Here is a 25,318-nt window from a genome sequence, read left to right as displayed (position 1 = left end):
GCTGTGCTCATGGCGTGACCGTCAGGACGAGGTTGCCGGCATGGTCGATCTCCGCCCGCGCCCCCGCCGGGACCACGGTCGTGGAGGAGGCCTCGGTCACGATGGCCGGTCCGTCGAAGGCATCGCCCGGGGCGAACGCGGCGCGCCGGTAGACCGGCACCTCCCCCGCGGTCCCGGTCTCCGTGTCGACCACACGGCGCACGACAGGCCCGCCGCCCGGCTCGGGCGCGTCCGCGCGGACCGGAGGACTCGCGATGCGGCCGACGGCGTCGAGGCGCGCGGCCGCGACCTCGATGGGTTCGCCCGGCACATGATACCCGAACAGCCGCTCGTGCGCGGCATGGAAGAGGCCGGCGATGCGCCCGGCGCCGGCCGCCACCACCTCGGCGGGCGCCGGGACGGTGATCTCCGTGCTCTGGCCGCGGTAGCGCATGTCGAGCGCGAACGTCAGGACGCGGTCGGCCTCCGCGACCTCCTCGACGGCGAAGTCGGCCGCGGCATCGCCCTCCAGCGCGTCGCGCACGGCGGCGATCGCGGCGGCGTCCATCTCGCCCAGCAACGTCATCAGCGAGCGCGTATAGGCGTGGCGGATGTCCGACCGGGCGATGCCGTGGGCGGAAAAGACGCCGGGGTTCACCGGAACGAGCACCCGCGCGATGCCGAGCTCCCGCGCCACCGACGCGGCGTGGATCGGCCCGCCGCCGCCGAAGGCCACCAGCGCGAAGTCGCGCGGATCGAACCCGCGCTCGACCGTCACGGTCCGCAGCGCCTCGGCCATCTGGTTGGTCGCCACGCGGAAGACGCCCACCGCCGCCGCCTCGACCGAAATACCGAGCGGTTCGGCAACGTTGCGGCGGATCGCCTCCTCCGCCTTCGCGACGTCCAGCGGCACCGTCCCGCCCGCGAAGTCCGCCGGGTCGACGAGCCCGAGGACGAGGTTCACGTCGGTGATCGTCGCCTCGGTGCCCCCGCGCCCGTAGGCGGCCGGACCGGGATCGGCGCCCATCGAATGCGGCCCGACCTTCACCCGCCCCACCTCGTCCACCTTGACGATGGAGCCGCCCCCGGCCCCCACGGTGTGGATGTCGATCACTGAGAGACCCACCGGGAAGAAGTCGATCCCACGCTGCGTCGTCGTCTCGGCGGTCCCGTCGCGCACCACGCACACGTCGAGCGACGTGCCGCCGATGTCCATGGTGATGAGGTCGCGGTAGCCCGCCTCGCCGCAGATCTTCGCCGCGCCCGCCACCGCGCCGGCCGGACCGGAGAGGAGCGTGTAGGCCGGATTGCGAAGGACCACCTCGGGCGTAGCGGCACCGCCGTTCGACTGGAACATGTAGAGCGGCGCGGTGATCTCAGCCGCCGCCAGCCGCTCCGTCAGCCGCGTCAGGTAGCGCCGCAGCACCGGCGCGACGTAGGCGGCGAAGACGGTGGTGCTGGTACGCGGGAACTCCCGAAACTCCGGCATCACGTCGCTCGAGAGGAGAATGTCCGCCTCCGGGAGCCGCGCCTTCAGACGCGCGCCGACCGCCCGCTCGTGCGCCGGGTTGAGGAACGAGAAGAGGAGCGCCACCGCGACCGCCTCCACCCCCGCCGCCTCGATGTCGTCGATGACCCGCTCCAGCGCTGCCATGTCGAGCGGGACGCGCTCGGCGCCGGTCCTGTCGATCCGGCCCGGCACACCGAAGCGCAGCCGCCGGGGAACGATCGCCTCCGGCCGCTCCGCGTCGAGGCGGTAGATGAACGGCTCCGGCCGCGCGAACCGGCCGATCTCGAGGATGTCGCGGAAGCCCGCGTTGGTGATCAGCGCCGTCCTGGCCCCGCGCCGCTCGATCACCGCGTTGGTGGTGATCGTGGTGCCGTGGCTGATGCGCACGACATCGTCGGCGGCGACACCGGCGTTGGCGAGGAGGTCGATCAGCGCCCCGGTCAGCGTCTCGGCGCGATCGGCGTGCCGGTTGAGCGCCTTGCCGATGGTCGCGGCGCCCGTCGTCTCGTCGACGAGGACGACGTCGGTGAACGTGCCGCCGACGTCGATTCCAATTCTATAGCCCATTCGCCCCGTGCTCGCTGTCGAGCGCTCCGCGCCTCATACGCCTTCAATCAGGCATGAATCGTGCCATTCGAGAGACGCTAAGCATCAGACTTTTCGAACGAAATTCCGCCCAACGGAACACCTGAATACGCATACGGACCGACCGCCGGCCCGCACCTGCTCACGCGTGGCGGCGGATGTCGCGCGCGATGGCGAGCAGGTCGGCGCGCGGTACGGCTCGGTGTGAGCCCGGCCCGAAGAGCGCGCGGTCGACCGGTTCGAGCGGCGAGCCGCCGCCCCGCCCCGCGCGGCACAGCACCTCCGCCGCCGCCACCCGGAACGCGGCGAGGTCGCCGGCACGCGCCGCCCGCATCAACGCCCGCTCGGCGCGCGAGGGAAGCAATCGCGAGGTCCGCCGCCTCAGTTCGTCGACGGTCGAGACCCGCACTCCGGGGAGCGCGACCGCCAGCACCAGACCGGCGCCGAGCGCCGCCGCCAGCACCGCGACCCATACGCGCGCGAACCCCTCGCGCCACTCCTCGATGCGGTTCTCGCCGAAGCCGGCCACCGCGATCGGCATCGCCATCAAGGTGACCGCGTGCGCCTGCCGGTCGAGCGTGTCGAAGAACGGGATCTCCACCTTGGGCAGGACCCCCGGCTCGCCGGTCCTGGGCTGGAACGTCCACTCCCATGTGACGGTGCTGATCGGCCCGCCCCAGGTGAGTTCGGTCGTGCGCTGCTCCGAGCCGACGAAGGTGATCAGCCACGGCTCGCGCATCGGCGGCTGCGGCGGCAGCATGTCGGCCGTCGCCCCGAGCACCCAGAGCGTGACGCGGCGGACCACGGTGGCACCGGGCTCGAGCTCGCCCGGACCCTTGTCCCACCGGTCCGACAGCTCGATCATCTTTGCCGGCAGCCACCACTCGCCCGGCCCGGCCAGCGCCGGCTCCACCGCCACCGTCACCGGCTCGGACTGGATCATCGTGAAGCTGCGCCCGCCGTCCGCCTCGGCGATGGTGAGCTGATCGCGCACCGGCAGGATGGTGAGGCTCCCCGTCCGCCGCGGGAAGAAGGCGATGCGCCGCTCCATGACGCGCACCTGCCGCCCGTCGACCCGCTCAGCCCGCCATGCGTCGCGCGTCAGCTGCACCCAGTCGAAGCCGGGCATCCGCGGCACCTCGATCTCGTAGCGCGCGATCTCGATATCGAAGGTGCCGCGCAGCGTGGCGAGGATCATCTCCCGCTCCCGCGGCGCCGCCGCCTGCGGATCGAGCACGACCTCGAGCTTCGCCTCGAGCGGCGAGAGCGTCCGCGCCCCCGCCGGCGAGGCCCAGACGGCGAGGAGCGCCACGCAGAGCCGCAGGAGCGTCACCATGGCGCGGCCTCCGCCGGGGCGGGACGGCCCGCGGCGCGGCGCCGGTCGTACTCGGCGACGAGGCGCTTCTTCAGATACTCGCCCGGCGCGTCCTGCAGCGTCTCGAGCCAGTCCTCGTTCGCGGTGACCGTGCGCGCGTCGACCCCCTTGCGGAAGTTGTCGACCGCCGCCACCGGCACCTGCGGATTGTCCGGGTCGAACGCCGCGACCTCTACGCCCGCCTCGGCGAGATGCGCCCTGATCCGCCCCCGGCCCATCGCCTCGCCCTCGTGCGGGACGACGAGCGCGGCGACCACCTCGCGATTGTGGCGCGCGCCGGCATCGAACCGGTTCGCGAAGAGGACGGCGTCGAAATACGCGCGCGACAGGGCGTAGTCGCCCGTCACGGCGAGGCTGTTGCCGCGATTGTAGGTCACGCGGCGGCCGATCTCGCGGAACGTGTCGTCCGCCTCGGCGTAGCGGCCGAGGTCGTAGAGGGCGGCGCCGCGCACCGCAGGGTCGGACAGGAACGGCAACGCGACCCCCGGGTAGCCGGCAAGATAGGCGAGCCGCGCGAACGCCGCCGGCCCGGCGACCAGCGCCGCGACGAGCGCCAGCGCAAGAATACCCGCGAAGCGGCGCTGGCGCAGGGCAGCCACGATCATCGCACCCTCCTGAAGAGGAGGAGCGCCGGCAGCAGCGCCAGCACCAGGATCGCCCGGCCGTGGTCCTCGAACATCAGCGCCGCGATCTCGTGCGGCACCGTCGCGGTCGCCGACGCGGCGAGACGGTCGGCGAGGCCCTGCGCCGAGGGCGCCGCGACCATCGTCCCGCCGCCGGCGCGGGCGAGCGCGGCCAGCGCATCGGGGTCCGGCGCCGGCATCCCGTACGGACGCTCCGTCGGCGGCACGTAGATCACCGAGACGACCGCGCCGGACCGGGCCAGCGCCTCCGCCTCGTGGAGCGCCTCCGGCCCCACGCCGCCGCCGTCCGAGACGAGCACCACGTCGCGCCGCCGGCCGGCCGCCCCCGCGAGGATGTCCGCGGCGAGGGTGAGCGCCCGGTCGGGCCGGCTCCCGGTGTCGGGCATCGTGTCCGCGCCGAACGCCGCGACGACCGTCTCCAGAAGGTGAGGGTCGTCCGAGGGCGCGCTGGCGAGATAGGCGTCGCCGGCGTAGAGCACGAGCGCCACCGGCCGTCCCGCCGTCTGGAGGAGGCGCACGGTCGCCGCCTGCACCGTCTCCAGCGCCCCGCCCTCGGTCATCGACTTCGACAGGTCGACGGCGATCACCAGAGTGTCGAGGCTGCGCAGCGCCGGCGCCGTCGGACTCGTCGTGGCCGGTCCCGCGAGCGCCACCGACGCGATCCCCGCCGCCGCCGCGAGACAGGGGATGCGCCGGTCCCGCCCCGCCGCCCGCATGAAGCCGAGCGCCCGGAGATGCGGCGCCAGCTGCTGGTCGATGAGGCTCGCCCACTCAGATCGCCGCTCGCGCCGCGCGGCGAAGAGCGCGAGCGCCAGCGTCGCCGGCAGCGCGAGGAGCCACAGCGGGCGGAGCAGCGTGAGGCCGAGCACCTCGATCACCGGCCGCGCCTCACAGGAGCCGCCGCCCGGCGGCCAGCACCGCGAGCGAGAGAACGACCGCCGCGCCCGCCGGCCACATCCAGTAGCCGCGCACCGCGCGGATCGGCGGCACGTCGCTCTGCGACGGTTCCAGCCGGTCGACCGCGTCGGCGACCGCCTGCAGCTCGTCGGTGGTGCGCACCCGGAACATCTGCCCGCCGCTCGCCGCCGCGACCGCGCCGAGGGTCTTCACGTCGAGCGCGTCGGCGCGCCCGACCAGTTCCACCGCGCTGTCCGGCCCGAGCGCCACGGTGTGGACGCGAATGCCGAGCTGCGCCGCGAGCCCCGCCGCCTCGGCGGGATCGATCTTGCCGGTCGTGTCGACGCCATCCGACAGGAGGATGACGACGCGGCTTCCAGCCCCGTCCGCCTCCAGCCGCTTCATCGCGAGCCCGAGCCCGTCGCTGATCGCGGTCGATCGGCCGGAGACGCCCACCGTCAGAGTCGAGATGACGTGCGCGACGCTGGCGACATCGTGCGTGAGGGGCGCCGCCACATAGGCCCGGTCGCCGAACACGACGAGACCGACACGGTCGCCCGCGCGCCCCTCGACGAAGCGGCTCGCCACCGACTTGACCGCGTCGAGCCGCGACACCTCGGCGCCGTCGAGCAGGAAGTCTTCCTTCTCCATGGATCCGGACAGGTCGATCGCGAGGACGATGTCGCGGCCCGAGGCGGTGATGAGATCGAGCTCCGCCGTCCGCTGCGGCCCCGCCAGCGCGACCACGAGGAGCAGCCAGACAAGCGCCGGGGCCCAGAGGCCCGCGCGCGGCGGGCCATGCGCCTCGCCCCGCATCCGCTCGGCGAGCGCGGGCGGGAGGTAGGCGGCGCTCGCCGTGCGCTCCCGCGGGGGACGCAGCAGGAGCGCCAGCACCGGCAGGATGAGGAGCGCGAACGCCTCCGGCGCGGCGAAGCTCATCGCCCCTCCCTCCGCCGCCCGGCGATGCCCAGGATATCCGCCTCCAGTGCCGTGAAGTCCGCCGCGGCGTCCGGCCGGTAGAGCGCCGCGTCGAGCCCCGCCGGGCGCGGCTGGCGCCGTTCGGGGTCGAGCCGCGACAGAAGCCTCGCGAGGCCGAGCAGCCGCGCCGCCGGCGGCGCCTCCCGCAGTGCCGCGACCTCGCGTGCCGCCACCGCCGCCGGGTCGATCCGGCGCGACAGGAACGGCCGCAGTAGCGCGAAGACGAGAAGCGCCAGGACGACACCGAGCGCGAACGCGGCCAGCGCGTCGCTGACGCCCAGTGTCGCGTAGTCGACCGGCAGGCGGATCGGCCGCAGCTCGTCGGCCAGTCGTGCCGGGTCCATCAGGCGACCTCCAGATCGTCGAGCACCTCGGCGCCGGCGGTCGTGTCGACGGTCCGCACGGTGACGCCGAGCGCGCCCAGCGCCGTGACGCGCGCGTCCGAACCGCCCGGAAAGCGCCCTTCCAGGATGACGCCGTCATCCCCGAAGTAGGCGAACCGCCGTGCCGGCGGCGCCGCCTCGAGCGGATCGCGGACCATGAGGACGAAGAGCCGCCGGCGCCGCAGGATGGTGCCGACGACGGCCTCGAACCCGTCCCCCGGTGCGTCCAGCCCCGTGGCGCACACGATCGCCCCGCCCCTCGGGACAAGGCGTCCGGCCCGCTCCAGCACCACATGCAGCGGCTCGGTCGCGCCCGGAACGCCGCCCGAAGCGGCGACGCGGGCCTCGTCGAGGGCACGGGCGTGGCTCTCCTCCAGGAGACCGGCGATCTGCATCATGGTCCGCTCGCGCGCCCGCACGGCGACGTAGTCGAGCCCCGCCTCCCGCACCACGAGAAGCCCCACCTTCCCGCCCGCGTCGATGACGCGCCATCCGACGGACGCCAGTGCCTCCGCCGCCGCGACGGAGCGCAGGCGCCCGCGCGTCGCCCACAGCATCGGCCGACGAAAGTCGGCGACAAGCAGGACCGCCCGGTCGCGCTCCTCGTGGAAGGTGCGCACGTGAAGGCGGCCGGTCCGCGCCGTCGCCGCCGCGTCGGCGTGGCGCAGGTCGTCGCCGTCGGCGAAGGGGCGGACGTCGTTGATGTCGAGCCCGTGCCCCCGCCGCCGTCCGGCGAAGCCGCCGGGGCGCAGCACGCTGGGCACCGCGAGGCGCCGGCCGTGCGCGCCCTGGTGGCGCAGCGCCACGAGCGCCTCGAACCGCACCTCCGTCGCCTCCGTCGCCGCCGTCATCGCCGTGCCGACCGGGTTCGGCGGCGCCGCAGCGCGTTCCGCTTCGACAGACGCGCGTCGAGGGAATGGCGCGCCGAACCGTGCGGGCGGCCGCGCTGGCGGGATGCCGTCACAGCGGCCTCACCGCACCGAGGACGGCCGCGATGAGCCCGCGCGAGGTTTCCCCGTCCGCCGTCGCCCGCCAGGTCGGAACGAGGCGGTGGGCCAGAACGTCCGGCGCGAGCGCGGCGACGTCCTCCGGGATGACGTAGTCCCGCCCCGCAAGGAACGCCCGCGCACGCGAGGATGCCGCCAGCGCCAGCGTCCCGCGCGGCGATACGGCATGCCCGACCCGGCCCGCGATCCCCGCCGTCCCCTCCTCCCGCGTCGCCACGACCAGGCGCACGATATAGTCCTTCACCGCCGGGGCGAGGTGCACCGCCGCCACCGCCTCGCGCATCCGCGTCAGCGCCTCGTGCGAGACGTGCTCGCGCACCTCGCCCGCCCGGTCGCCGCCCTCGCTCTCCACCAGGTCGAGGATCGCGAGCTCCGTCGCCGCGCCCGGCAGGTCCACCATCACGTGGCACAGGAACCGGTCGAGCTGCGCCTCGGGAAGCGGAAACGTACCCTCGTGCTCGATGGAGTTCTGCGTCGCGACCACCATGAACGGGTCCGGCAGGCGCCGTGTGACGCCGCCGACGGTGACCTGCCGCTCGGCCATCGCCTCGAGCAGCGCGGACTGCACCTTGGGCGGCGCGCGGTTGATCTCGTCCACCAGCACGAGATGGTGGAAGACCGGGCCGGCCATGAACTCCGTCACCCCGCGCTCCGGGCGGAAGACCTGGATGCCGATGACGTCGCCCGGCATCAGGTCCGGCGTGCACTGGATCCGTGCGAACTCGCCCTCCACCCCGTCGGCGAGGCGCTTCACGGCGCGCGTCTTGGCCACGCCGGGCGGCCCCTCGATGAGGACGTGCCCGCCGACGAGGAGCGCGATCACCAGCCGCTCCACCAGCGCCTCGTGCCCGACGAGCCCTGCCGTCAGCGCCTCGACGAGCGCGGCGGCGGGTCCGCGCACCGTGGCGAGCGGTGGCGGAGGATCTTGCACGGATGTCTCGGTCATCGCTCGCTCTCGGATCGCGCAGGGCTCGGCACCGGCGCCAGGGCCGGAGCGGGGGCGAGTGTCCCGCCAGACCGGCCCGAGGGGAAGGTCGCCCCGATCCGACCTTAGTGCCGCCCCGGCCGCGCCTGTCAGAACTGCAGCGGCGCCTGGTCCTTCACCTCCTTCATGACGAAAAAGGTCCGCGTCTGCCGGACGCCGGGCAGCGCGATCAGCCTGTCCGCGTGCAGGCGGTTGAAGTCGGAGATGTCGCGAACGCGGATCTTCAGGAAGTAGTCGAAGTCACCGGCGACGAGGTGGCAGTCGATGACGAGATCCAGCTTGCGGATCGCCGCCTCGAAGTCGGCGAAGCTCTGCGGGGTCGACCGGTCGAGGACGACACCCACCATCACCAGCGTCGCCCGGTTGACCTTCTCCGGCGAGACCTGCGCCCGCACCGCGGCGACGTAGCCCTCCGCGAAGAGGCGCTGCGTGCGGCGGTGGCAGGTCGCCGGGCTGACGTGCACGAGGTCGGCGAGTTCGGCATTGGTGAGCCGCCCGTTCTCCTGCAGCAGCTTCAGGATGTTGCGGTCCACCTTGTCGAGCTGATCCAGCATGAGAGAATCTACCGTAAATTTCGGAATCTCCGGTGTATCCTCCCATATATCCGCCGCCTGATCGCCGTCCGATCCATTCAGAGCGCGATTTAGAGAGCACCTTTCACATCAATTCTGCCATGTTCGGCGCCTCACCGAAACGACGAGAGCCGGGATGAAGCTGGACAAATTCGAGCGCTACCCCCTGACCTTCGGCCCCACGCCGATCGAGCCGCTGCCGCGCCTGTCGGCCGCGCTCGGCGGTGAGGTCGAGATCTTCGCCAAACGCGAGGACTGCAACTCCGGCCTCGCCTTTGGCGGCAACAAGCTGCGCAAGCTCGAGTACATCGTGCCGGACGCTCTCCGCTCGGGTGCCGACACGCTCGTCTCCATCGGCGGCGTGCAGTCGAACCACACCCGCATGGTGGCCGCGACGGCGGCGAAGCTCGGCATGAAGTGCGTCGTCGTGCAGGAGAAGTGGGTGCCGCACTACGACGCCGTCTACGACCGCGTCGGCAACATCCTGCTGTCACGCCTCATGGGCGCCGACTCGCGCATCGTCGAGGACGGCTTCGACATCGGCATCCGCAAGAGCTGGGAGGACGCCATCCAGTCCGTGCACGACGCGGGCGGCGTCCCCTACGGCATCCCCGCCGGCGCCTCGGTGCACAAGTATGGCGGCCTCGGCTACGTCGGCTTCGCCGAGGAGGTGAAGGCGCAGGAGGAGGCGCTGGGCTTCACCTTCGACTACATCATCGTGTGCGTCGTCACCGGCTCGACCCAGGCGGGCATGATCGTCGGCTTCGCCGACCAGAACCGCGCGCACCGGGTGATCGGCATCGACGCCTCCGCCACCCTCGAGCAGACCCGCGCGCAGGTCCGCGGGATCGTCGACAGCACCGCCGACCTCGTCGAGCTCGGCCGCGCGGTGACCGACGACGAGATCGTCATCATTCCGGACTACGCCTACCCGGCCTACGGCGTCCCGAGCGAGGAGACCAACGAGGCCATCCGCCTCGCCGCGCGGACCGAGGCGATGATCACCGACCCCGTCTACGAGGGGAAGTCGATGCAGGGGATGATCGACCTCATCAGGACCGGCAGGATCCCGGCCGGCTCCAGGGTGCTCTACGCCCACCTCGGCGGCGCCCCCGCCCTCAACGGCTACAGCTACTACTACAAGGACGGCTGAGCCGCGCCGCGTCGCTGCACGCACGCGAACGCCGCCGGGACGGTCGACCCCGTCCCGGCGGCGCGATTCACTCTTTGAATACTGATCAAGCCAGACGCCTGCTGCGGCGGGAGGCGGCTTACGCCGCTAGCGGGCGCGTCAGTCGCCCGGCGTCCAGAGGGCGCACCAGCCGTTGAGGCCGACCTGCCCCTCGACGATCGAGCAGCGGACGCCCTGGGCGGCCGCCAGGACGTGCGTGCACTCGGCGCAGCGCTGCACGCCGTGCGGACGGTCGGCATACTTCACCGACGCCCGGTCCAGGCCCTCGCTGCCCCTGAGGTCGAACGCCATCCCCATCACGGCCTTGTCGAACGGGCGGCTCCTACCCTCGATCAGAACTCGCGGCATGTTGCGCACTCCCTCCGCGTCCATCGCGCGGGATCCCATTCAGAACTCTAGAATTAATATAATCTCACTTTATCTGCAACTGGAATAATTCTAATTCCGAGAGTTTGGTTCCCTTCTCCCCGCCATTTCTGCCGCACGGGATCCCCCGCGCGCGGCCTGACGTTTTCGTACTGTCAGGACGTCGGCGATGCCGCAGTGCCCCATGCCGGGAGCGGGTTCCCACCCTATGATGGGGCGATGATCCAGCCGTTCCTCGCCAACTGGGTGACCATCGTCCGGCTCGCCGTCGTGCAGGCCGCGATCGCGTCTGTCACCGTGATCCCGATCTCCACGATCCCACGCCTGATGGTGGAGGAGCTGAGCCTGCTCGCCCTCCTCCCGGCCGGGCTGATCGGCGCCCACTACGCCGTGCAGGCGACACGGGTGCGCTTCGGCCACGGCTCCGACCGCAGCCCGAGGCGCACGCCGTGGATCCTCGCCGGCCTCGCGCTGCTGTCGGTGTCCGGCGTCGGCTGCGCGTTCGCGACCCGGCTGATGGTGACCGACCCCGTCGCCGGGTACATCGCCGCACTCCTCGCCTACTCCGGCGTCGGGATCGGGGTGGGCGCGGCCGGGACGACGCTCTTCGCCCTCGTCTCCACCACCGTTGCGCCCGAGCGGCGCGCACCGGCGGCGACCACGATCTTCCTGACGATGATCCTCGGCCTGGTGATCACCTCCAAGCTCGCCGGCTCGGCCATGATCCCCTTCTCCTACCAGACGCTGATCGCCGTCTCGTCCACCGTCAGCCTCGCCGCCTTCACGCTCGGCACCCTCGCGATGCTGGGGGTGGAACGGCCGCGCCACGAGGAGGCGCCGCCCGCGCCGAGCCGCTTTCGCGAGGCGCTGGCGGACGTGTGGCGTGACCCGCGGGTGCGCGGCTTCACGGTCTTCGTCTTCCTGTCGATGTTCGCCTACAACATGCAGGAGCTGGTGATGGAGCCGTTCAGCGCAGCCGTCTTCGGGCTCGAGCCCGGCGCCTCGACGCGGCTGTCGGGCGACCATCACGCCGGCGTCTTCGCGGGGCTCATCCTCATGGCCGTCGTCGGCCGCCTCGCGCGCGGCAGGCCCGCCGCGCTGGTCGGCGCGACGGTGACCGGCTGCCTCGCCTCGGCGGTGGCGCTCGCCGGCCTCGCCGCCGCCGCGCTTACCGCGCCCGACTGGCCGCTGCGGCCGACGATCCTCGTTTACGGCCTCGCCAACGGCCTCTTCGCCGGCGGCGCGATCGCGGCGATGTTCTCCCTCGCCGGCGATGGCGAGGGCGGGCGCGAAGGCACCCGCGTCGGCATGTGGGGGACGGCGCAGGCACTCGGATTCGGCCTCGGCATGGTCGCCGGCGCGGGCCTCCTCGACGCGACTCGCGCCCTCGCCGCCGATTCCTACGCCTTCGCGAGCGTGTTCCTCGTCGAAGGGGCGCTCTTCACGATTGCGTCTTTAGTCGCGATGCGCGTGCTGCAGATTTTTCCAAAAGACATGACTTTCTCTGCCCTTCGGGGCTGACCTTTTGTCACAACCCCTCTTCAGCATGGCCGAAAACGACAACCGCACGCTGGACTCAGTGCCCCTCAATCAGAATATGTCTAATGAGAGGGATGGATTGAGGGCACAATGGACTACGAGCGTCATTTCGCGGAGAGCCTCGATTCGCTGAGGAACGAGGGGCGCTACCGCGTCTTTGCCGATCTTGAGCGTCATCGCGGCGCGTTCCCGCGGGCCACACGGCATCACCGCGGCGATGGCCCGGACGAAGTCACCGTCTGGTGCTCCAACGACTATCTCGGCATGGGTCAGCACCCGGCCGTGCTCGCCGCCATGCACGAAGCGATCGACCGCTGCGGCGCCGGCGCCGGCGGCACCCGCAACATCTCCGGCACCAACCACTACCACGTGGAACTGGAGCGCTCGCTCGCCGACCTGCACGGCAAGCCCGCCGCCCTCCTCTTCACCTCGGGCTACGTGTCGAACTGGGCCGCGCTCGGCACCCTCGCCGCCAAGCTCCCCAACTGCGCCGTCTTCTCCGACGCGATGAACCACGCGTCGATGATCGAGGGCATCCGGCACAGCCGCGCCGATCGCCACATCTTCAAGCACAACGACCCTGAGGACCTCGACCGGCTCCTCTCCTCCGTCGACCCGAGCAGGCCCAAGCTCGTCGCGTTCGAGTCCGTCTACTCCATGGACGGCGACATCGCGCCGATCGAGGAGTTGTGCGACGTCGCCGACAGGCACGGCGCGATGACCTACCTCGACGAGGTGCACGCGGTCGGTCTCTACGGCCCGCGCGGCGGCGGCATCGCCGAACAGCGCGGCCTTATGGACCGACTCACCGTGATCGAGGGGACGCTCGGCAAGGCGTTCGGCGTCGTCGGCGGCTACATCGCCGCGTCGAAGAACCTGTGCGACTACGTCCGCTCGTTCGCCTCGGGCTTCATCTTCACCACGGCGCTGCCGCCGGCCGTCGCCGCAGGCGCCCGCGCCTCGATCGAGCACCTCAAGGTCTCGAACGCCGAGCGCGAGGCCCACCAGGCGGTCGTCGGCAAGGTACGGGCCCGCCTCAAGGCCATCGGCATCCCGCTGATGGACAACCCGAGCCACATCGTCCCCGTCATGGTGAACGATGCCGCCAAGTGCAAATGGATCTCGGACCTGCTGCTCGACAAGTACGGCGTGTACGTCCAGCCCATCAACTACCCGACCGTCCCGAAGGGGACCGAGCGGCTGCGCATCACGCCCTCGCCCGTCCACACCGACGCGGACATCGACCATCTGGCCTACGCCCTCTCCGACCTCTGGTCGCAGTGCGCCCTGGCACGGACGTCCGCCGTCGCCTGACGCGGCAACAACCATGACGCGAACCAAGGCGGCTCCGGCCGCCTTTTTTCATGCACATTGTGCGCATTTAATCGCCCGTTGAAGGGGCCAATCGTCCCGTTCCTACTCGCTCCGGCGCGTCCGCCGAGCCCCGATTCGGCGCTCCGACCCGACGGAAACGCTACGGGTCAATCGTAAAATTGCCCACGCGACACTTCACGGCAGGCGTTTCCCACAAACCTGCGATGCCTTGTGGAAAACTGCGCTACAATTTCCGTAAAATTGTTCGTTGTCGTCCGAACGAGGGTTTGCCCCGCCGGCATCGGAGGCTAACCAAGCGCCGCCGGCGGGAGACGCCGCGCTGTTGCCGACGGGACACCTCCACGTTGAGGCCTCGGCACTCCGATGACAGGACAACGAACATGCTTCACGCTAGGGCCGCCCTCGCGACGGCTGTTGCCGCCCTATTTCTTGCGACCTCGATTCCGATGGCGACTGACGCGATGGCCGGCAAGGTCAGCAGCGGAACCGCATCGTTCTACGGCAAGCGCTTCCACGGCCGGCGCACCGCGAACGGCGAGCGCTTCAACATGAACGCCCTCACCGCCGCTCACCGCACGCTCCCCTTCGGCACCCGCGTGAAGGTCACGAACCCCGCCACCGGCCGGTCCGTCACCGTCCGCATCAACGACCGTGGCCCGTTCCACGGCAAGCGTACCATCGATCTCTCCCGTGCCGCCGCCGCCAAGATCGGCATGGTCGACCAGGGCGTCGCCAAGGTGAAGCTCGAGGTCCTCTGACCTCACCCGCCTGATCTCCCGCGAGACTGCGTGCCACGGCGGCCCGTCCGCCCATCCACCGCCTGCACCGGACCACAACGCCCCTGCCACAATTCGGTTCCGAATCGGCTGCCATAAGGCGCGGCCATCATCCGCGGCCCACGGGCCGCGTACCGGAGACCGTCATGGCCAGACACGAGGGGAGCTGCCACTGCGGGCGCATCGCGTTCGAGGTGGAGGCGGACTTTCAGGACGCCATCACCTGCAACTGCTCGATGTGCCGGCGCGCCGGGACGATCCTCGCCTTCGTGCCGCGCGCCGCGATGACGCTGAAGACGCCCGCCGACGACGTCGCGGTCTACCGGTTCGGCAGTCGGACCATCGCGCACGTCTTCTGCCCCACCTGCGGGATCAAGCCCTTTGGCGAGGGCGTCGCGCCCGACGGCACCGAGATGGCGGCGATCAACCTGCGCTGCGTCCCCGACGTCGATCTCGACGCGCTGAACATCACCGCGCACGACGGCGCCAGCGCCTGACCGGAGACAGGTCCTGCACCCCGGTGCGCCCATCACCAGCGGCGATGGCCGGCGCTCACTCGAATGAATTGGCCGCGGACCGCCGTTTCCGCCACCTTTCCCCTCCCACCGGAGGGATGGCATGATCACGATCTACGGCAACTGGGATTCGGGAAACTGCTATAAGCCGCGACTGCTGGCGGCGTTCCTCGGCATCCCCTTCCGCCACGTCGACGTCGAGACCCTCGCCGGCGAGACGCAGACGACGGAGTTCCTGGCGAAGAGCCCCATCGGCAAGGTGCCGCTGATGGAGCTGGAGGACGGCCGCTACCTCCCCGAATCCAACGCGATGCTCTGCTACCTCGGGGCCGGGACGCGCTTCGTGCCGTCCGACCCGTACGAAAATGCGCGGATGCTGTCGTGGATGTTCTTCGAGCAGTACAGCCACGAGCCGAACATCGCCGTCCGCCGGTCGCTGCTCGTCTACCCGCAGCTCGCCGCGCGGGCGACGCCGGAGCGGCTGGCCGCGACACTCGAGGGCGGCATCAAGGCGCTCGACGTGATGGAGGGCCGCCTCGCCGGCGCCGACTGGCTGGTCGGCGACGCCCCGACCCTCGCCGACGTCGCCCTCTTCGCCTACACCCACCGCGCCGACGAGGCCGGGTTCGACCTCTCCCGGACGCCGGGCATCGTCCGCTGGATCGACCGCGTCGCGGCCCTCCCCGGCTACCGCGCCGTGACCTGGCTGCCGGAAGCGGAACCCGCCGGCGTATCCTGACGCGCGCACGCAGACGCAGGACGACCCGGCCGATGGGAGCCGGGTCGCCCTGTGGTCCATCCTGCGTCATCGCCGACCCGATCGCACGACCGGGCCGGATATTCGGCTATCCGAAGAGCGCGTCCACGTCGTCCTGGTTGACGACGCCGTAGTCGCCATCCAGCGCGGGACCGTTGAGGAGGTCCTTGTCGCTCTTCTCCTTGGGGACGACGGCGACGGAGAGTTCCTGCGCCTTCCAGACGTCCACCATGGAGGCGATGCGCTCCTCGATGAACTGCAGCGAGTCGACCACCTTCGAGATCCGCTGCCCGGTGATGTCCTGGAAATTGCAGGCCTCGAAGATCTGGATCACGCTGTCCGACATCGACTGGACACTGTCCTTAAGGTCCTCGCCGACGGCATCCATGATGCGGGGAATGAGCGTGTCGATCGTCTCGGCGGCGGCGAGGATCGTGTCCGTCGCCATCTCCGTCCCGTGCACGACGGCACGTAGCTCCTCCGCCGCACGCGCGTTCGACTGGTCTCCCGAATTGCGAGCGTAGAGGGCGCCAATTTCGGTCTTGGTGACGTCGATACGCTTCTGAATGTCGTCGACGCCGCTCCACAGCGCGATCGCATTGTCGACCTTCTGCTCGGACGCCCCACCGGCCTGGCCGCGCGAACTGTGCAGCTCCTTGAGAATCGTCTCCACCTGGTGGGTCATCGGCGAAGTTTCGGCAAGACGCCGTGCTTCTGCGATCTCGACCCGGAATGGTCTTGCCATGTCCAAATGACTCCGTTGACGCACAGCCTAACGATACACCGAACCGCACCGGGTTCAACCTAGGGACGCACAGTCAAGCGAGTGTCGGGCAAGGTTCGGAGCCAGCTTCGCACAAGCGTATCAGCTTAAACCGAAATGGCTGAACATTCGCTCAACCGGGCGTGCAACATCGCGGAGCTATCGATGTCCCTAGACTTGACGATGCCTGTCCTCGTGGTCGACGACTACAAGACTATGGTCCGTATCATCAAGAACCTCCTTCGCCAGATCGGGTTCCAGGACGTTGACGAAGCGTCGGACGGCAGCGAAGCCTTGGAAAAGATCAAGGCGAAGAAGTACGGCCTCGTCATCTCCGACTGGAACATGGAGCCGATGACGGGCTACGAACTGCTCAAGCAGGTCCGTGCGGACCCCGAGCATTCCGAGCTCCCCTTCATCATGGTCACCGCCGAGGCGAAGTCCGAGAACGTCGTCGCGGCGAAAAAGGCCGGCGTGAACAACTACATCGTGAAACCCTTCAACGCTCAGACGCTCAAGGGGAAGATCGAATCCGTCTTCCAGCCCGCCTGAGCGCCGCCTGAGGCATCGCCACAGACGCGCGATTTATGGTTGTGGCGGAGGATCGATGTGACAAGTGGCAGACATTTCGTCACATTCCGGCACAACCGGGAGCATACCCTTAAAGTTGTCTTCCCGGTTGCAGCACCGCAATTCTCGCGCAATGGTTGCAATCACAAGCCGCGCCGAGGAGCAGATGCTCCCGCAACACCGGCTCCAGTCTCTCACGCTCAGAAAGGAAGGCGCGTATGTACATCGTCATCGATTCGCGTGAGGTCGTGGCCAACGGATACAAGTCCGGCTTCGAACGTGAAGGCCTCGCCTGCACAACCTTCGCGGGCATCGAGTTCGCCGACTGGCTTCACTCGATCTCCGACGCGGACACCGCCGCCATTCAGGCGGTCATCCTCGGCGCGACCGAGGACCGCTACACCGTCCCCTCCCTGGTGCGCAGCCGGGCCAAGACCCCGATCATCGCCCTCAAGGAGGAGAGCGGCCTCGAGGAGACGCTCGAACTCTTCAACGTGGGCGTCGACGACGTGGTCAAGAAGCCCGCTCCGGTCCGCGAGCTCGTCGCCCGCGCCAACGCCATCTGGCGGCGCTCCAGCGACGCGCGCGAGGAGGCCCAGTTCGGCCGCCTCACCGTCTACTTCGACTCGCGCGACCCGGTCATCGACGACGTCCCCGTCGAGCTGCCCCGCCGGGAGCGCCAGATCCTCGAATACCTCGTGAAGAACCGGCGCCGGCGGATCACGAAGACACAGCTCTTCAACGCCATCTACGGTCTCTTCAACGAGAACGTCGACGAGACGGTGATCGAGGGGCACATCTCCAAGCTGCGCAAGAAGCTGCGCCTGCGCCTCGGCTACGACGTAATCGACGCCAAGCGCTTCGCCGGCTACGCCTTCATCGGCGACCGCCAGCCGTTCGAAATCGAGCGCCCGGTTCCACGGGAGGCGGCCGAGACGACGCCCGTCCTGTCGATCGTCGCGTCCAATCCGGGCATCGACCGCGCCGGAGCGCGGTCCGGCCCGCGCCCGGTCTGACCGGCACGCCATCGCCCGCCGCCGATCCCGGCGGCGCCGACCGCCGCCCTGCGATCGCCTGCGCGCGGCGACCGCGGTCTCCGTCTCCCCCGTCGAGGCCCACCCGGGACGATCCCGGTGCGGCCCGATCGTTCCGGCCCGCAACGCCGCTCGCGCCGCCGCCGGCTGAGACATTCGGCCCCAATCGCGCGGACGCTTTGTGTGGGACAGCGCCCCGGCTCCGGTACAATACTTGCTTGTCGCCCTGAGCAGGAGCGACCGTACCGCGAATACCGAGGAGGCGCGTGTGGGTTGGATCCCCCTTCGCTCGTTCGTCGTCGCATGCGCAGGGCTCATGGCCCTCGTCAGCACCGAGGCGTCCGCGCAGTTCTCGAACTGCCAGGCCATCGCCTCCGCCTTTCCTGAAGCGCGGCTCATCCGCGTCGCGAACGACATCCCGCGCCCCGAGCATTCCGTCGAGATCCGCTACATCGGCCACTCGACCTTCCGCATCACCGCACCGGACGGGACGACGATCGCGACCGACTATGCCGGCAGCGCCGGCGCCGGCCCGACGCCGGACGTCGCCACCATGAACCACGCGCACACGAGCCATTTTACAAATTTCCCGGATCCCGCCATCCCGCATGTCCTCAAGGGGTGGGGCGAGAACGGCGTGCCGGCGCAGCACATGCTGCAGGTCGGCGAGGTGCTGGTGCGCAACGTCACGACCGACATCCGCAGCTACATGGGCTTCGAGGCGAACGGGAACTCGATCTTCATCTACGAGATCCAGGGCCTGTGCATCGGTCACCTCGGACACCTGCACCAGCCCTTGTCGGACGCGCAGGTCGCCGAGATCGGCCGGCTGGATGTCGTCTTCGTCCCCGTCGACGGCACCTACACGATGGACCAGTCGGCGATGATGGAGGTTGTGTCGCGCCTGCGTTCGTCCATCGCCATCCCGATGCACTGGTTCGGCCAGTATACCCTCGCCGAATTCGTCAACCGCACCCGCGCGGACGGCCTCATCATCAGCATGCCGTCGGACCCGGTGCTGCGCGTCTCGCTCAACACCCTGCCGGAACGGCCGACGTTCGTGGTCCTTCAGCCGACCTACGGCGGCGAGTAGCGGCGCCTAGCTGCGCGGCGCCCCGCCCTGCGCATCCTCGTCGTGGAGCGGGGCGTGCATCCGCGTCGCGGGCGGGTTCTGCGGCGTGATGGCGATCGCGATCATGATGAGTGACGCCGCCGCCGCATGGGCGAGCGTCAGCGGCTCGCCGAACGCCAGCCAGCCGATCAGGAACATCGACGGCAGCTCCGCGCTGCCGGCAATCGCGGTCGTCACGGCCCCCAGCCTCGGCGCGAACGTGACGTAGATGAGCTGCGGCATGAATGCGCTGAAGAGCGACATCGCCGCCAGAAGGCCGAGCGCGCTCGGCTCGGCGGGCAGGATCTCGGACGGCTCGAGCTGCAGCATCAGCGGCGTCACGCCGATGACCGCGCCCAGCGAGACCGACCCGGTGGCCGCGAGCGGCGGCAGCGTGCCCAGCCGGTGCGCGATCACGTTGAGAAGGAAGCCGTATGCGGCGGGCGTCGTCAGGCCGAAGAGCACCGCGCCGAGGGCGACCCCGAACGACACGATCGGCGTGCCGACGAGCGCGGCGACGACGATCAGCGCGGCCGCGACCGCGCCCCGGGCCCCCGGTCGCTCGCCGAAGAGGATCGCCGCGAAGCCCATCGCGAACAGCGGGTAGGTCATGAAGAGGACACCCGCTTCCGCCACCGGCAGGGTCCGCACCGCGACGACGTAGCCGATCCAGCCCAGCGCGATGGTCGCCCCGCCGACGATGCCCCACAGCGTCGCCCGCAGCCCCGGGCCGCGCAGCACCAGAAACGGGGATAGCACCAGCGCCGTGAGGGCGAAGCGGAAGAAGGTGATCGCGGGCGCGGCCATCCCCGTCTCCGGAAGGACACGGGCGAAGTAGGCCGTGGTGCCGAACAGGGCCGCGCCGCAGACGATGGCGAAGACCCCGCCGACCTCGCGCGCGGCAGGGGCCGTGGTCGTTTCTGATGTGCTGCTCATCCAGCCGCTCTAACCCAACGGACGCCGGGCGAACATCATTGCGTTTGCGGACCGGCCCCACGCCGGTCGAGAGACCGCACAGGACGCACAACCTAACGCGCCGTCTTCCCGGCGCCGCGCACGGCAAGACCCGCGGGTCGACGGCCGATCACGTAAGATCTTATTCCCCAACCGCAGCCGCACGAACAAAATTAGCGATAAAATCCACAGAACTTCCGAGAATTCCAATCAATCAAATACATAATACAACCCAGCCGTGCGTCAGCCAGGGGCGATAGAACGTCGGCAGAGTAAACCCGGGCGTATAGACATGATCGAGATACGGTCCCTCAACTACTGTTTCCCCGACAAGCGGTCGTGCTGCCCGATGCTTCCGTCCGACGCCGGCGACCACTACCTCGAACGGGAGTTCGAGCTGGCCCGGCGCAGCAGTACTTACGGGATGATGGTGAAGTCCGGACGCCTGTCGGACGGGCTCTGGTTCTGGGACCTTGAGAACCGCGAGCACTGCTACGTCAGCCCCGGCTTCTGGCGCATCCTCGGCTTCGATCCGGCGACCAAGCCGCACCTGATGGCCGAGTGGACCTCTCTCATGTTCGAGGAGGACCTGGCGCACTTCGGCCCGAACGTCGACGCCCACCTCGCGGACCCGGACGTGCCGTTCGACCAGATCCTGCGGTGCCGCACCGCCGACGGCGCGACATTGCGCGTGCGAACGCGCGGCGTCGCCCTGTGCGACAACGGCGTCCCCAAGCGGATGTCCGGCACCCACCAGATCCTCAGCGACACCCGCGTGCACGAGCTGAGCGAGAAGATGGCGGAGATCCTCGAGCTCTCCAACGACGCCATCACAGTCTGGAGCCCCCAACGCGGAACGAAGCGCTGGAACCGCGGCGCCGAACGGATGTTCGGCTACAGCCGCAAGGAGATGGAGGGACTCCATCCGCGCGACGTCCTTAAGGCGGAGTGCGCACTGCCCTGGCGCGCGATCCTCGCCAGGGTCGAGGCCGGCGAGACCTGGAGCGGCGACATTACCTGGATCGCCCGCAGCGGCGCGACGGTCCACACCTCCACCACCATGCAGCGCATCGCCGTGACCGGCAGCGACACGATGATCCTGCAGGTGGATCACGACGTGACCGCGAAGGTCGAGCTCCGCGAGCGCCAGCGGATCATGACGCGCGAACTCAATCACCGCGTGAAGAACCTGTTCGCGGTCATCCGCTCGCTCGTGAAACTCTCGGCGATGGGGCGGGACGATGTGCCGACGCTCGTGCGAGAGCTCGACCAGCGCATCGCCGCGCTCGCCGCCGCGCACGTCGTGAGCCTCGGCTACGAGATGGAGGACGGCGGACCGCTCGGCGAAATTCTCGAGGCGGTGCTCGCCCCCTACCCCGCGGATCGCGCGGCGCTCACCCTTGACGGTCCGGCGCTGTGGCTGCCGCAGGGCAAGATCACCCCCATGGGCCTCATCCTCAACGAGCTCGCCACCAACGCGCTGAAGTACGGCGCGTGGGCGACGCTCGATGGCCACGTCTCCGTCAGGTGGGCGCCGGTCCAGGGCGAAGGGACCTCCCTCGTGCGACTGACGTGGGAAGAGCATTCGCCCGCCTTCACGCCGGCCGGAACCGCGTCGCAGCGCCGGGGCTTCGGCTCCGACCTTATCGAGATGTCGACCGCGCAGATGGGGGCGATCCTGACCCGGGGCGAGGGTCCGTCGGGAATCCGGCTCACCCTGACCTTCGAGGCCGGACTGCTGCCGCAGCCCATGGCCCCGAGCACGTTCCATACATCCTCAACCGCCAGGAGCCCTATGCAATGATCGCATCGCCGTTCGAGGAAACCCCCACACCACGCCCCATGCGGGTCCGCCGGGCGCGGGTCCTGCTGGTGGAGGACGAGGCGCTGATCGCGCTCACCCTCAAGATGATGCTGGAGATTGACATGGGCCTCGAAGTCGTCGGCCCCATCGCCCGGCTCGACGAGGCGATCGAAGCGGCGAAGACCGAGCCGCTGGACCTGGCGCTTCTCGACGTCGCGATCATCGGCGGTGAGGTCTATCCCGTCGCCAACATCCTGCAGGAGCGCAACGTCCCGATTATCTTTCACACGGGCCATGGCCTGAAGGAAGACCTGACGGCCTTCTACCGTTGCTCCGAGGTCTACTCGAAGCCCACCGACGACGCGGTCCTGCGCAACGCGATGACCCGCATGATCGCCGGCCCCGCCGCCGGCACCGGCTGACGGGCGCCCTCCCGGGGTGGTGAGCGGCGCCGGCGGGCTTTGCCTGCCCCCACGCCCTTACGCCGGGCCCCGCCTGAACGTCCGGGACCGCCGGTGCGACGACGCCGCGCCCGCCCGCGCCTGCGCCCGGTCACGCCGGGCTCGCAGCGGCCGAGGTCGCGAAGCCGCCCGTCCCGGTCCGGCGCGCCGCCCCCTGACGAACCGTCGTCGCACTTAAAACTTCCGCGCGAGCCGGGCGGTGTCACGCGACGCGGCCGCTCGTCCGACGCACGGCCACCTATCCCATTCATGACCGGCTGGACCTCCACGGTGACGCGCCCGTTTCGCGGAGGCGTGCAGTGAGCGTCACCTCACGGCCGCCGCTCGTATCGCCACGCCGCTCCGCACGCGGCCCCCGCAGATCGGCGCTCGCCGCCTCGCTTTTCCGCGACGATGACCCGGTGCCGATGATCCGCGATCACCGATTCGACACCCGCGCCGCGTCGCCTCGGGCCAGGTCGGTCGGGGTCGCGGCTGGCATCGTCTCACACGGGAACCACCCGATCTGCCGAGCGGCGACATCCGTCTCGCCGGTCGGGCACCACGTCATGGGGAGATGCAGGGATATAATAGAGAGGGCTGCGGGACCGCCGCCGGGGCAATCAGCCGTTCGCCGTGGGACCGCAGTGGCCGAATTCACCGCATCGACGGGCTGAAGCCCATGCCGCCACCCGGCGACCGAAGCGCGCGACGAAGAGGTGGAGCGGGACCGCGAGGCGGGTATGAGCAGCGGGAACGGAAAGCCCCCGGATCGAACGCCGCAGCGACCCGAACACGGCGGATCGAAACGGTGCCTCTGTGACCGGCGCGGCCGTCCGACTGGGTCCGGGCCGGAGAGCGGGGCCGGGCGTCTCTGGGTGAGTGTGGCGCAGTACGCGGCGGGTCCCGCCCAGCGGCGTAGCTCGCGGCGGCGCCCCGCGTCTTGCGCGGCGGGCCGGCAGGTACGACGTCCCGGCGAGCCGGTCGTCCCTGGAGCGCGACGGACGCCTCAGCCTTTTTCCTTGGCCTGAAGGGCCTTCACCACTTCCTTCGACTGGGCCGACAGGTTGTCGTTGGCCTCGACCACGCGGGCGGCGGCCGAGGACAGGACCTCCGTCGCCGCGAGGTTGTTCGCCGAGAACTCCTCGATTGCGAGGATCGTGCGCGCCGCCGTGTCCGCCCCGCGCGCCGCCTGCTGGGCGTTCGCCGAGATCGCCGCCGTCGCAGACTTCTGCTCCTCGGTCGCCTCGCCGATGCTGGCGAACAGCTTGCCCAGCTCCTCCATCACCGTGGAGACGGACGAGATGCCGTCCGCCACACTGCGGATCTGCGCCTGCAGGGTGCCGATCTGGTGCGAGACCTCGTCGGTCGCCTTGGCCGTCTGCATCGCGAGGTTCTTCACCTCCTGCGCGACGACGGCGAAGCCCTTGCCGATCTCCCCCGCCCTCGCCGCCTCGATGGTCGCGTTGAGCGCCAGGAGATTGGTCTGGTGGGCGATGCCGGCGATCGTCTCGACGACGTCGTTGATCTGCTCGCTGTCGCTGCACAGCCGGTGCGACAGCTCCACCGCGTTGGCGACCTTCGCGTTGGTGTTCGTGACGTGCTGGTTCGCCGCCGCGACACGCTGGCCGATCGACCCCACCAGCACGCCGAGGTCGCCGGCGGCCTGCGCCACGGACTGGACGCTGCTCGTCGCGTCGCTGGTGGCGGAGGATCCCTCGGTCACCTTCCGCTGGATCTGCGCGACCAGCCCTGTCACCGCGCCGAGCTGATCCGTCATCGAGGCGCTGGCCGAGCCGAGCTCGGCGATCGTCTTGGCGACGTTCTCCTCGAAGATCTTCGTGCTGCGGACCTGCGAGGTGATGTTCCGCCAGACCAGCATCGCCCCGACATAGGCGCCGTTGGTGTCGTGGAGCGCCGTGAGGCGAAGGTCGAGGTGCTCGCGGCCGTTGAAGTTCACGTTGGCTGTCCACGGCAGCCGCCGGGGGTCGGACAGGAGGTTCTGGATCGCGCCCGGCTGCTTGTGGAAGATGTCCATCGACTGGCCGACGATGTCGTCCGGCCGGCACGGCAGCTCCTCCGACATGGCGACGAGCGCCGTTCGCGCGGCCGTGTTGCAGAAGTTGATGCGGAAGCCGTTCTGCGGGTCGGCGACCAGCACCGGGACCGGGAACTGCTCGATCATCTGCTCGCGGGCGAAGGCGACCTCGGTCCGCTGACGGACCTTGCCCAGCGCCTCCCACATGCGGCCCACCGCGTCGGTCCCGTTCTCGGCCCGCACGACGAAGTTCGTGTCGGCGTTCGACACCTTCTCCATCGCGAGGGTCAGCGCCCGCATCGGCACGATCGTCCCGCGCAGGATGACGACGGTCGTGGCGACGCAAAGTGCGATCAGTCCCAGCGCGGCCCATAGGATGGTCGCGCCCTGCCCCTCCACCATCGCCGCCAGCGCCGCGCGGCTGGTTCCGGGGTCGCTGATCGCGGCGCCAACGTCCGCACTCATGAAGTAATAGGTGAGGCTGAGCGCCGCGTGCGTCGCGACGACGACGGAAAAGCCCAGCACGACCTTCGGCAGAAGCGCAAGGTTGTTCAGAAACCGGCGGTTCGCCTGGCCGCGTGAATTTTGAGACATCGGTTCATCAGACCCAATCGGATTCCGGACCGTGCGGTAATACGGTATGAGGATTGCCGGATCCTGTCTCCCGCGTGCGGCCGCCGGGCGTTGATCGGGAGCGCCGGAACCTCCATGTAGAGGCCGAAAAAATGTGACGCCCGTCACATTCCCGCGTTGACACCCACGGGACCACATCATATCTCCGCGACAACGCTTGGCACTCACCTCGGTCGAGTGCCAACAGCGGGAAGCACTCAGAGACCGGGCAGTTTCGCCCCTTTTGTCATGAGGACAGATATGAACTTCCGTCCGCTGCACGACCGCGTCGTCGTGCGTCGCATCGAGTCCGACACGAAGACCAAGGGCGGGATCATCATCCCGGACACCGCCAAGGAGAAGCCGCAGGAAGGCGAAGTCGTCGCCGTCGGCCCCGGCGCCCGTAACGAGAAGGGCGAGCTGGTCACGCTCGACGTCAAGGCTGGCGATCGCGTCCTGTTCGGCAAGTGGTCGGGCACCGAAGTGAAGCTCGACGGCGAAGATCTCCTCATCATGAAGGAGAGCGACATCATGGGCGTCGTCGAAGGCGTCTCCGTCTCCGCGTAATCCACCGCGCATCAGACCAGTTTTTCAGGG

The 25,318-nt window shown here is 69.8% G+C and carries 25 protein-coding genes; 12 read left to right on the top strand and 13 right to left on the bottom strand.

What is annotated here, in order from left to right:
• Positions 1 to 7 precede the first annotated feature (7 nt).
• From DLJ53_RS07415 to DLJ53_RS07375, 9 genes are all read right to left on the bottom strand, one after another.
• Positions 8 to 2,056, bottom strand: a complete 2,049-nt coding sequence (locus DLJ53_RS07415; RefSeq protein ID WP_111343599.1) for a hydantoinase/oxoprolinase family protein — start codon at positions 2,054 to 2,056, stop codon at positions 8 to 10.
• 160 nt (positions 2,057 to 2,216) lie between these two features.
• The gene (locus DLJ53_RS07410; protein WP_111343597.1) at positions 2,217 to 3,410 is read right to left on the bottom strand and encodes a BatD family protein; all 1,194 of its coding nucleotides are present in this window, start codon (positions 3,408 to 3,410) and stop codon (positions 2,217 to 2,219) included.
• Positions 3,404 to 4,054 (bottom strand): hypothetical protein, encoded by a 651-nt coding sequence (locus DLJ53_RS07405; RefSeq protein ID WP_111343595.1) that lies wholly within the window; start codon positions 4,052 to 4,054, stop codon positions 3,404 to 3,406. The genes DLJ53_RS07410 and DLJ53_RS07405 overlap by 7 nt, the downstream gene beginning before the upstream one ends.
• Positions 4,051 to 4,971 (bottom strand): vWA domain-containing protein, encoded by a 921-nt coding sequence (locus tag DLJ53_RS07400; protein ID WP_111343593.1) that lies wholly within the window; start codon positions 4,969 to 4,971, stop codon positions 4,051 to 4,053. Before DLJ53_RS07400 ends, DLJ53_RS07405 begins: the two co-directional genes overlap by 4 nt.
• A 10-nt stretch (positions 4,972 to 4,981) precedes the next feature.
• Positions 4,982 to 5,929, bottom strand: coding sequence for a VWA domain-containing protein (locus DLJ53_RS07395; RefSeq protein ID WP_111343591.1), 948 nt, complete (start codon positions 5,927 to 5,929; stop codon positions 4,982 to 4,984).
• Positions 5,926 to 6,312 (bottom strand): hypothetical protein, encoded by a 387-nt coding sequence (locus DLJ53_RS07390; protein ID WP_111343589.1) that lies wholly within the window; start codon positions 6,310 to 6,312, stop codon positions 5,926 to 5,928. Before DLJ53_RS07390 ends, DLJ53_RS07395 begins: the two co-directional genes overlap by 4 nt.
• On the bottom strand, positions 6,312 to 7,202 hold the full coding sequence (locus DLJ53_RS07385; RefSeq protein WP_111343587.1) for a DUF58 domain-containing protein: 891 nt from the start codon (positions 7,200 to 7,202) through the stop codon (positions 6,312 to 6,314). Before DLJ53_RS07385 ends, DLJ53_RS07390 begins: the two co-directional genes overlap by 1 nt.
• 109 nt (positions 7,203 to 7,311) lie before the next feature.
• Positions 7,312 to 8,304, bottom strand: a complete 993-nt coding sequence (locus tag DLJ53_RS07380) for an AAA family ATPase (RefSeq protein ID WP_111343585.1) — start codon at positions 8,302 to 8,304, stop codon at positions 7,312 to 7,314.
• 128 nt (positions 8,305 to 8,432) lie between these two features.
• The gene (locus DLJ53_RS07375) at positions 8,433 to 8,897 is read right to left on the bottom strand and encodes an Lrp/AsnC family transcriptional regulator (protein ID WP_111343583.1); all 465 of its coding nucleotides are present in this window, start codon (positions 8,895 to 8,897) and stop codon (positions 8,433 to 8,435) included.
• Between the two features lie 154 nt (positions 8,898 to 9,051).
• Between DLJ53_RS07375 and DLJ53_RS07370 the strand changes: the two genes are divergently transcribed.
• Entirely contained in the window at positions 9,052 to 10,068 is a 1,017-nt protein-coding gene (locus DLJ53_RS07370; RefSeq protein ID WP_111343581.1) for a 1-aminocyclopropane-1-carboxylate deaminase, read from the top strand.
• 138 nt (positions 10,069 to 10,206) lie between these two features.
• Here the strand turns inward: DLJ53_RS07370 and DLJ53_RS07365 are convergent, their stop codons facing one another.
• Complete coding sequence (locus DLJ53_RS07365) at positions 10,207 to 10,455, bottom strand: hypothetical protein (RefSeq protein WP_146619911.1); 249 nt, start codon at positions 10,453 to 10,455, stop codon at positions 10,207 to 10,209.
• 237 nt (positions 10,456 to 10,692) lie between these two features.
• Here DLJ53_RS07365 and DLJ53_RS07360 point away from each other — a divergent pair, with 237 nt between their 5' ends.
• The 5 genes from DLJ53_RS07360 (at position 10,693) to DLJ53_RS07340 (ending at position 15,377) form a co-directional block, all read left to right on the top strand.
• Positions 10,693 to 11,994, top strand: a complete 1,302-nt coding sequence (locus DLJ53_RS07360; RefSeq protein WP_111343577.1) for a BCD family MFS transporter — start codon at positions 10,693 to 10,695, stop codon at positions 11,992 to 11,994.
• 108 nt (positions 11,995 to 12,102) lie between these two features.
• On the top strand, positions 12,103 to 13,326 hold the full coding sequence (gene hemA / locus DLJ53_RS07355; RefSeq protein ID WP_111343575.1) for a 5-aminolevulinate synthase: 1,224 nt from the start codon (positions 12,103 to 12,105) through the stop codon (positions 13,324 to 13,326).
• Positions 13,327 to 13,727: 401 nt separating this feature from the next.
• Positions 13,728 to 14,105 carry a septal ring lytic transglycosylase RlpA family protein gene (locus tag DLJ53_RS07350; protein ID WP_202913019.1) on the top strand — a complete coding sequence of 126 codons (378 nt, stop codon included), beginning with the start codon at positions 13,728 to 13,730 and terminating at the stop codon, positions 14,103 to 14,105.
• Positions 14,106 to 14,269: 164 nt separating this feature from the next.
• On the top strand, positions 14,270 to 14,620 hold the full coding sequence (locus tag DLJ53_RS07345) for a GFA family protein (protein ID WP_111343571.1): 351 nt from the start codon (positions 14,270 to 14,272) through the stop codon (positions 14,618 to 14,620).
• Positions 14,621 to 14,741: 121 nt separating this feature from the next.
• Entirely contained in the window at positions 14,742 to 15,377 is a 636-nt protein-coding gene (locus DLJ53_RS07340) for a glutathione S-transferase family protein (protein WP_111343569.1), read from the top strand.
• 106 nt (positions 15,378 to 15,483) lie between these two features.
• Here DLJ53_RS07340 and DLJ53_RS07335 read toward each other — a convergent pair whose 3' ends face one another.
• Complete coding sequence (locus tag DLJ53_RS07335; protein ID WP_111343567.1) at positions 15,484 to 16,140, bottom strand: protein phosphatase CheZ; 657 nt, start codon at positions 16,138 to 16,140, stop codon at positions 15,484 to 15,486.
• 183 nt (positions 16,141 to 16,323) lie between these two features.
• Between DLJ53_RS07335 and DLJ53_RS07330 the strand changes: the two genes are divergently transcribed.
• The 3 genes from DLJ53_RS07330 (at position 16,324) to DLJ53_RS07320 (ending at position 18,855) form a co-directional block, all read left to right on the top strand.
• Positions 16,324 to 16,710 carry a response regulator gene (locus tag DLJ53_RS07330; RefSeq protein ID WP_111344191.1) on the top strand — a complete coding sequence of 129 codons (387 nt, stop codon included), beginning with the start codon at positions 16,324 to 16,326 and terminating at the stop codon, positions 16,708 to 16,710.
• 236 nt (positions 16,711 to 16,946) lie between these two features.
• The gene (locus tag DLJ53_RS07325; RefSeq protein ID WP_111343565.1) at positions 16,947 to 17,744 is read left to right on the top strand and encodes a response regulator transcription factor; all 798 of its coding nucleotides are present in this window, start codon (positions 16,947 to 16,949) and stop codon (positions 17,742 to 17,744) included.
• Positions 17,745 to 18,030: 286 nt separating this feature from the next.
• Entirely contained in the window at positions 18,031 to 18,855 is an 825-nt protein-coding gene (locus DLJ53_RS07320) for an MBL fold metallo-hydrolase (protein ID WP_226574984.1), read from the top strand.
• Between the two features lie 6 nt (positions 18,856 to 18,861).
• On the opposite strand, the gene DLJ53_RS07315 is transcribed toward DLJ53_RS07320, so the two are convergent.
• A complete protein-coding gene (locus DLJ53_RS07315) occupies positions 18,862 to 19,809 on the bottom strand; it encodes a DMT family transporter (protein ID WP_111343563.1) in 948 nt (315 codons plus the stop codon).
• 310 nt (positions 19,810 to 20,119) lie between these two features.
• Here DLJ53_RS07315 and DLJ53_RS07310 point away from each other — a divergent pair, with 310 nt between their 5' ends.
• Positions 20,120 to 21,631 carry a sensor histidine kinase gene (locus DLJ53_RS07310; RefSeq protein WP_111343561.1) on the top strand — a complete coding sequence of 504 codons (1,512 nt, stop codon included), beginning with the start codon at positions 20,120 to 20,122 and terminating at the stop codon, positions 21,629 to 21,631.
• Entirely contained in the window at positions 21,628 to 22,053 is a 426-nt protein-coding gene (locus DLJ53_RS07305; RefSeq protein WP_111343559.1) for a response regulator, read from the top strand. Before DLJ53_RS07310 ends, DLJ53_RS07305 begins: the two co-directional genes overlap by 4 nt.
• A gap of 1,027 nt (positions 22,054 to 23,080) precedes the next feature.
• Here DLJ53_RS07305 and DLJ53_RS07300 read toward each other — a convergent pair.
• Positions 23,081 to 24,703, bottom strand: coding sequence for a methyl-accepting chemotaxis protein (locus DLJ53_RS07300; RefSeq protein ID WP_111343557.1), 1,623 nt, complete (start codon positions 24,701 to 24,703; stop codon positions 23,081 to 23,083).
• 279 nt (positions 24,704 to 24,982) lie between these two features.
• Between DLJ53_RS07300 and groES the strand changes: the two genes are divergently transcribed.
• Positions 24,983 to 25,288, top strand: a complete 306-nt coding sequence (gene groES, locus DLJ53_RS07295) for a co-chaperone GroES (RefSeq protein WP_111343555.1) — start codon at positions 24,983 to 24,985, stop codon at positions 25,286 to 25,288.
• Positions 25,289 to 25,318: the final 30 nt, after the last annotated feature.

The sequence above is a fragment of the Acuticoccus sediminis genome, assembly GCF_003258595.1.
Classification (GTDB): Bacteria; Pseudomonadota; Alphaproteobacteria; order Rhizobiales; family Amorphaceae; genus Acuticoccus; species Acuticoccus sediminis.
This window is presented reverse-complemented; position numbering and strand designations above follow the sequence as displayed.

Bases quoted from the DNA above. Each gene is read 5' to 3' on its own strand.
- DLJ53_RS07375 (WP_111343583.1), bottom strand. From the start codon at position 8,897: ATGCTGGATCAGCTCGACAAGGTGGACCGCAACATCCTGAAGCTGCTG.
- DLJ53_RS07315 (WP_111343563.1), bottom strand. From the start codon at position 19,809: ATGAGCAGCACATCAGAAACGACCACGGCCCCTGCCGCGCGCGAGGTC.
- DLJ53_RS07300 (WP_111343557.1), bottom strand. From the start codon at position 24,703: ATGTCTCAAAATTCACGCGGCCAGGCGAACCGCCGGTTTCTGAACAAC.
- DLJ53_RS07390 (WP_111343589.1), bottom strand. From the start codon at position 6,312: ATGGACCCGGCACGACTGGCCGACGAGCTGCGGCCGATCCGCCTGCCG.
- groES (WP_111343555.1), top strand. From the start codon at position 24,983: ATGAACTTCCGTCCGCTGCACGACCGCGTCGTCGTGCGTCGCATCGAG.
- DLJ53_RS07340 (WP_111343569.1), top strand. From the start codon at position 14,742: ATGATCACGATCTACGGCAACTGGGATTCGGGAAACTGCTATAAGCCG.
- DLJ53_RS07415 (WP_111343599.1), bottom strand. From the start codon at position 2,056: ATGGGCTATAGAATTGGAATCGACGTCGGCGGCACGTTCACCGACGTC.
- DLJ53_RS07410 (WP_111343597.1), bottom strand. From the start codon at position 3,410: ATGGTGACGCTCCTGCGGCTCTGCGTGGCGCTCCTCGCCGTCTGGGCC.
- DLJ53_RS07310 (WP_111343561.1), top strand. From the start codon at position 20,120: ATGATCGAGATACGGTCCCTCAACTACTGTTTCCCCGACAAGCGGTCG.
- hemA (WP_111343575.1), top strand. From the start codon at position 12,103: ATGGACTACGAGCGTCATTTCGCGGAGAGCCTCGATTCGCTGAGGAAC.
- DLJ53_RS07395 (WP_111343591.1), bottom strand. From the start codon at position 5,929: ATGAGCTTCGCCGCGCCGGAGGCGTTCGCGCTCCTCATCCTGCCGGTG.
- DLJ53_RS07305 (WP_111343559.1), top strand. From the start codon at position 21,628: ATGATCGCATCGCCGTTCGAGGAAACCCCCACACCACGCCCCATGCGG.
- DLJ53_RS07360 (WP_111343577.1), top strand. From the start codon at position 10,693: ATGATCCAGCCGTTCCTCGCCAACTGGGTGACCATCGTCCGGCTCGCC.
- DLJ53_RS07335 (WP_111343567.1), bottom strand. From the start codon at position 16,140: ATGGCAAGACCATTCCGGGTCGAGATCGCAGAAGCACGGCGTCTTGCC.
- DLJ53_RS07385 (WP_111343587.1), bottom strand. From the start codon at position 7,202: ATGACGGCGGCGACGGAGGCGACGGAGGTGCGGTTCGAGGCGCTCGTG.
- DLJ53_RS07325 (WP_111343565.1), top strand. From the start codon at position 16,947: ATGTACATCGTCATCGATTCGCGTGAGGTCGTGGCCAACGGATACAAG.
- DLJ53_RS07330 (WP_111344191.1), top strand. From the start codon at position 16,324: ATGTCCCTAGACTTGACGATGCCTGTCCTCGTGGTCGACGACTACAAG.
- DLJ53_RS07380 (WP_111343585.1), bottom strand. From the start codon at position 8,304: ATGACCGAGACATCCGTGCAAGATCCTCCGCCACCGCTCGCCACGGTG.
- DLJ53_RS07405 (WP_111343595.1), bottom strand. From the start codon at position 4,054: ATGATCGTGGCTGCCCTGCGCCAGCGCCGCTTCGCGGGTATTCTTGCG.
- DLJ53_RS07365 (WP_146619911.1), bottom strand. From the start codon at position 10,455: ATGCCGCGAGTTCTGATCGAGGGTAGGAGCCGCCCGTTCGACAAGGCC.
- DLJ53_RS07370 (WP_111343581.1), top strand. From the start codon at position 9,052: ATGAAGCTGGACAAATTCGAGCGCTACCCCCTGACCTTCGGCCCCACG.
- DLJ53_RS07345 (WP_111343571.1), top strand. From the start codon at position 14,270: ATGGCCAGACACGAGGGGAGCTGCCACTGCGGGCGCATCGCGTTCGAG.
- DLJ53_RS07350 (WP_202913019.1), top strand. From the start codon at position 13,728: ATGCTTCACGCTAGGGCCGCCCTCGCGACGGCTGTTGCCGCCCTATTT.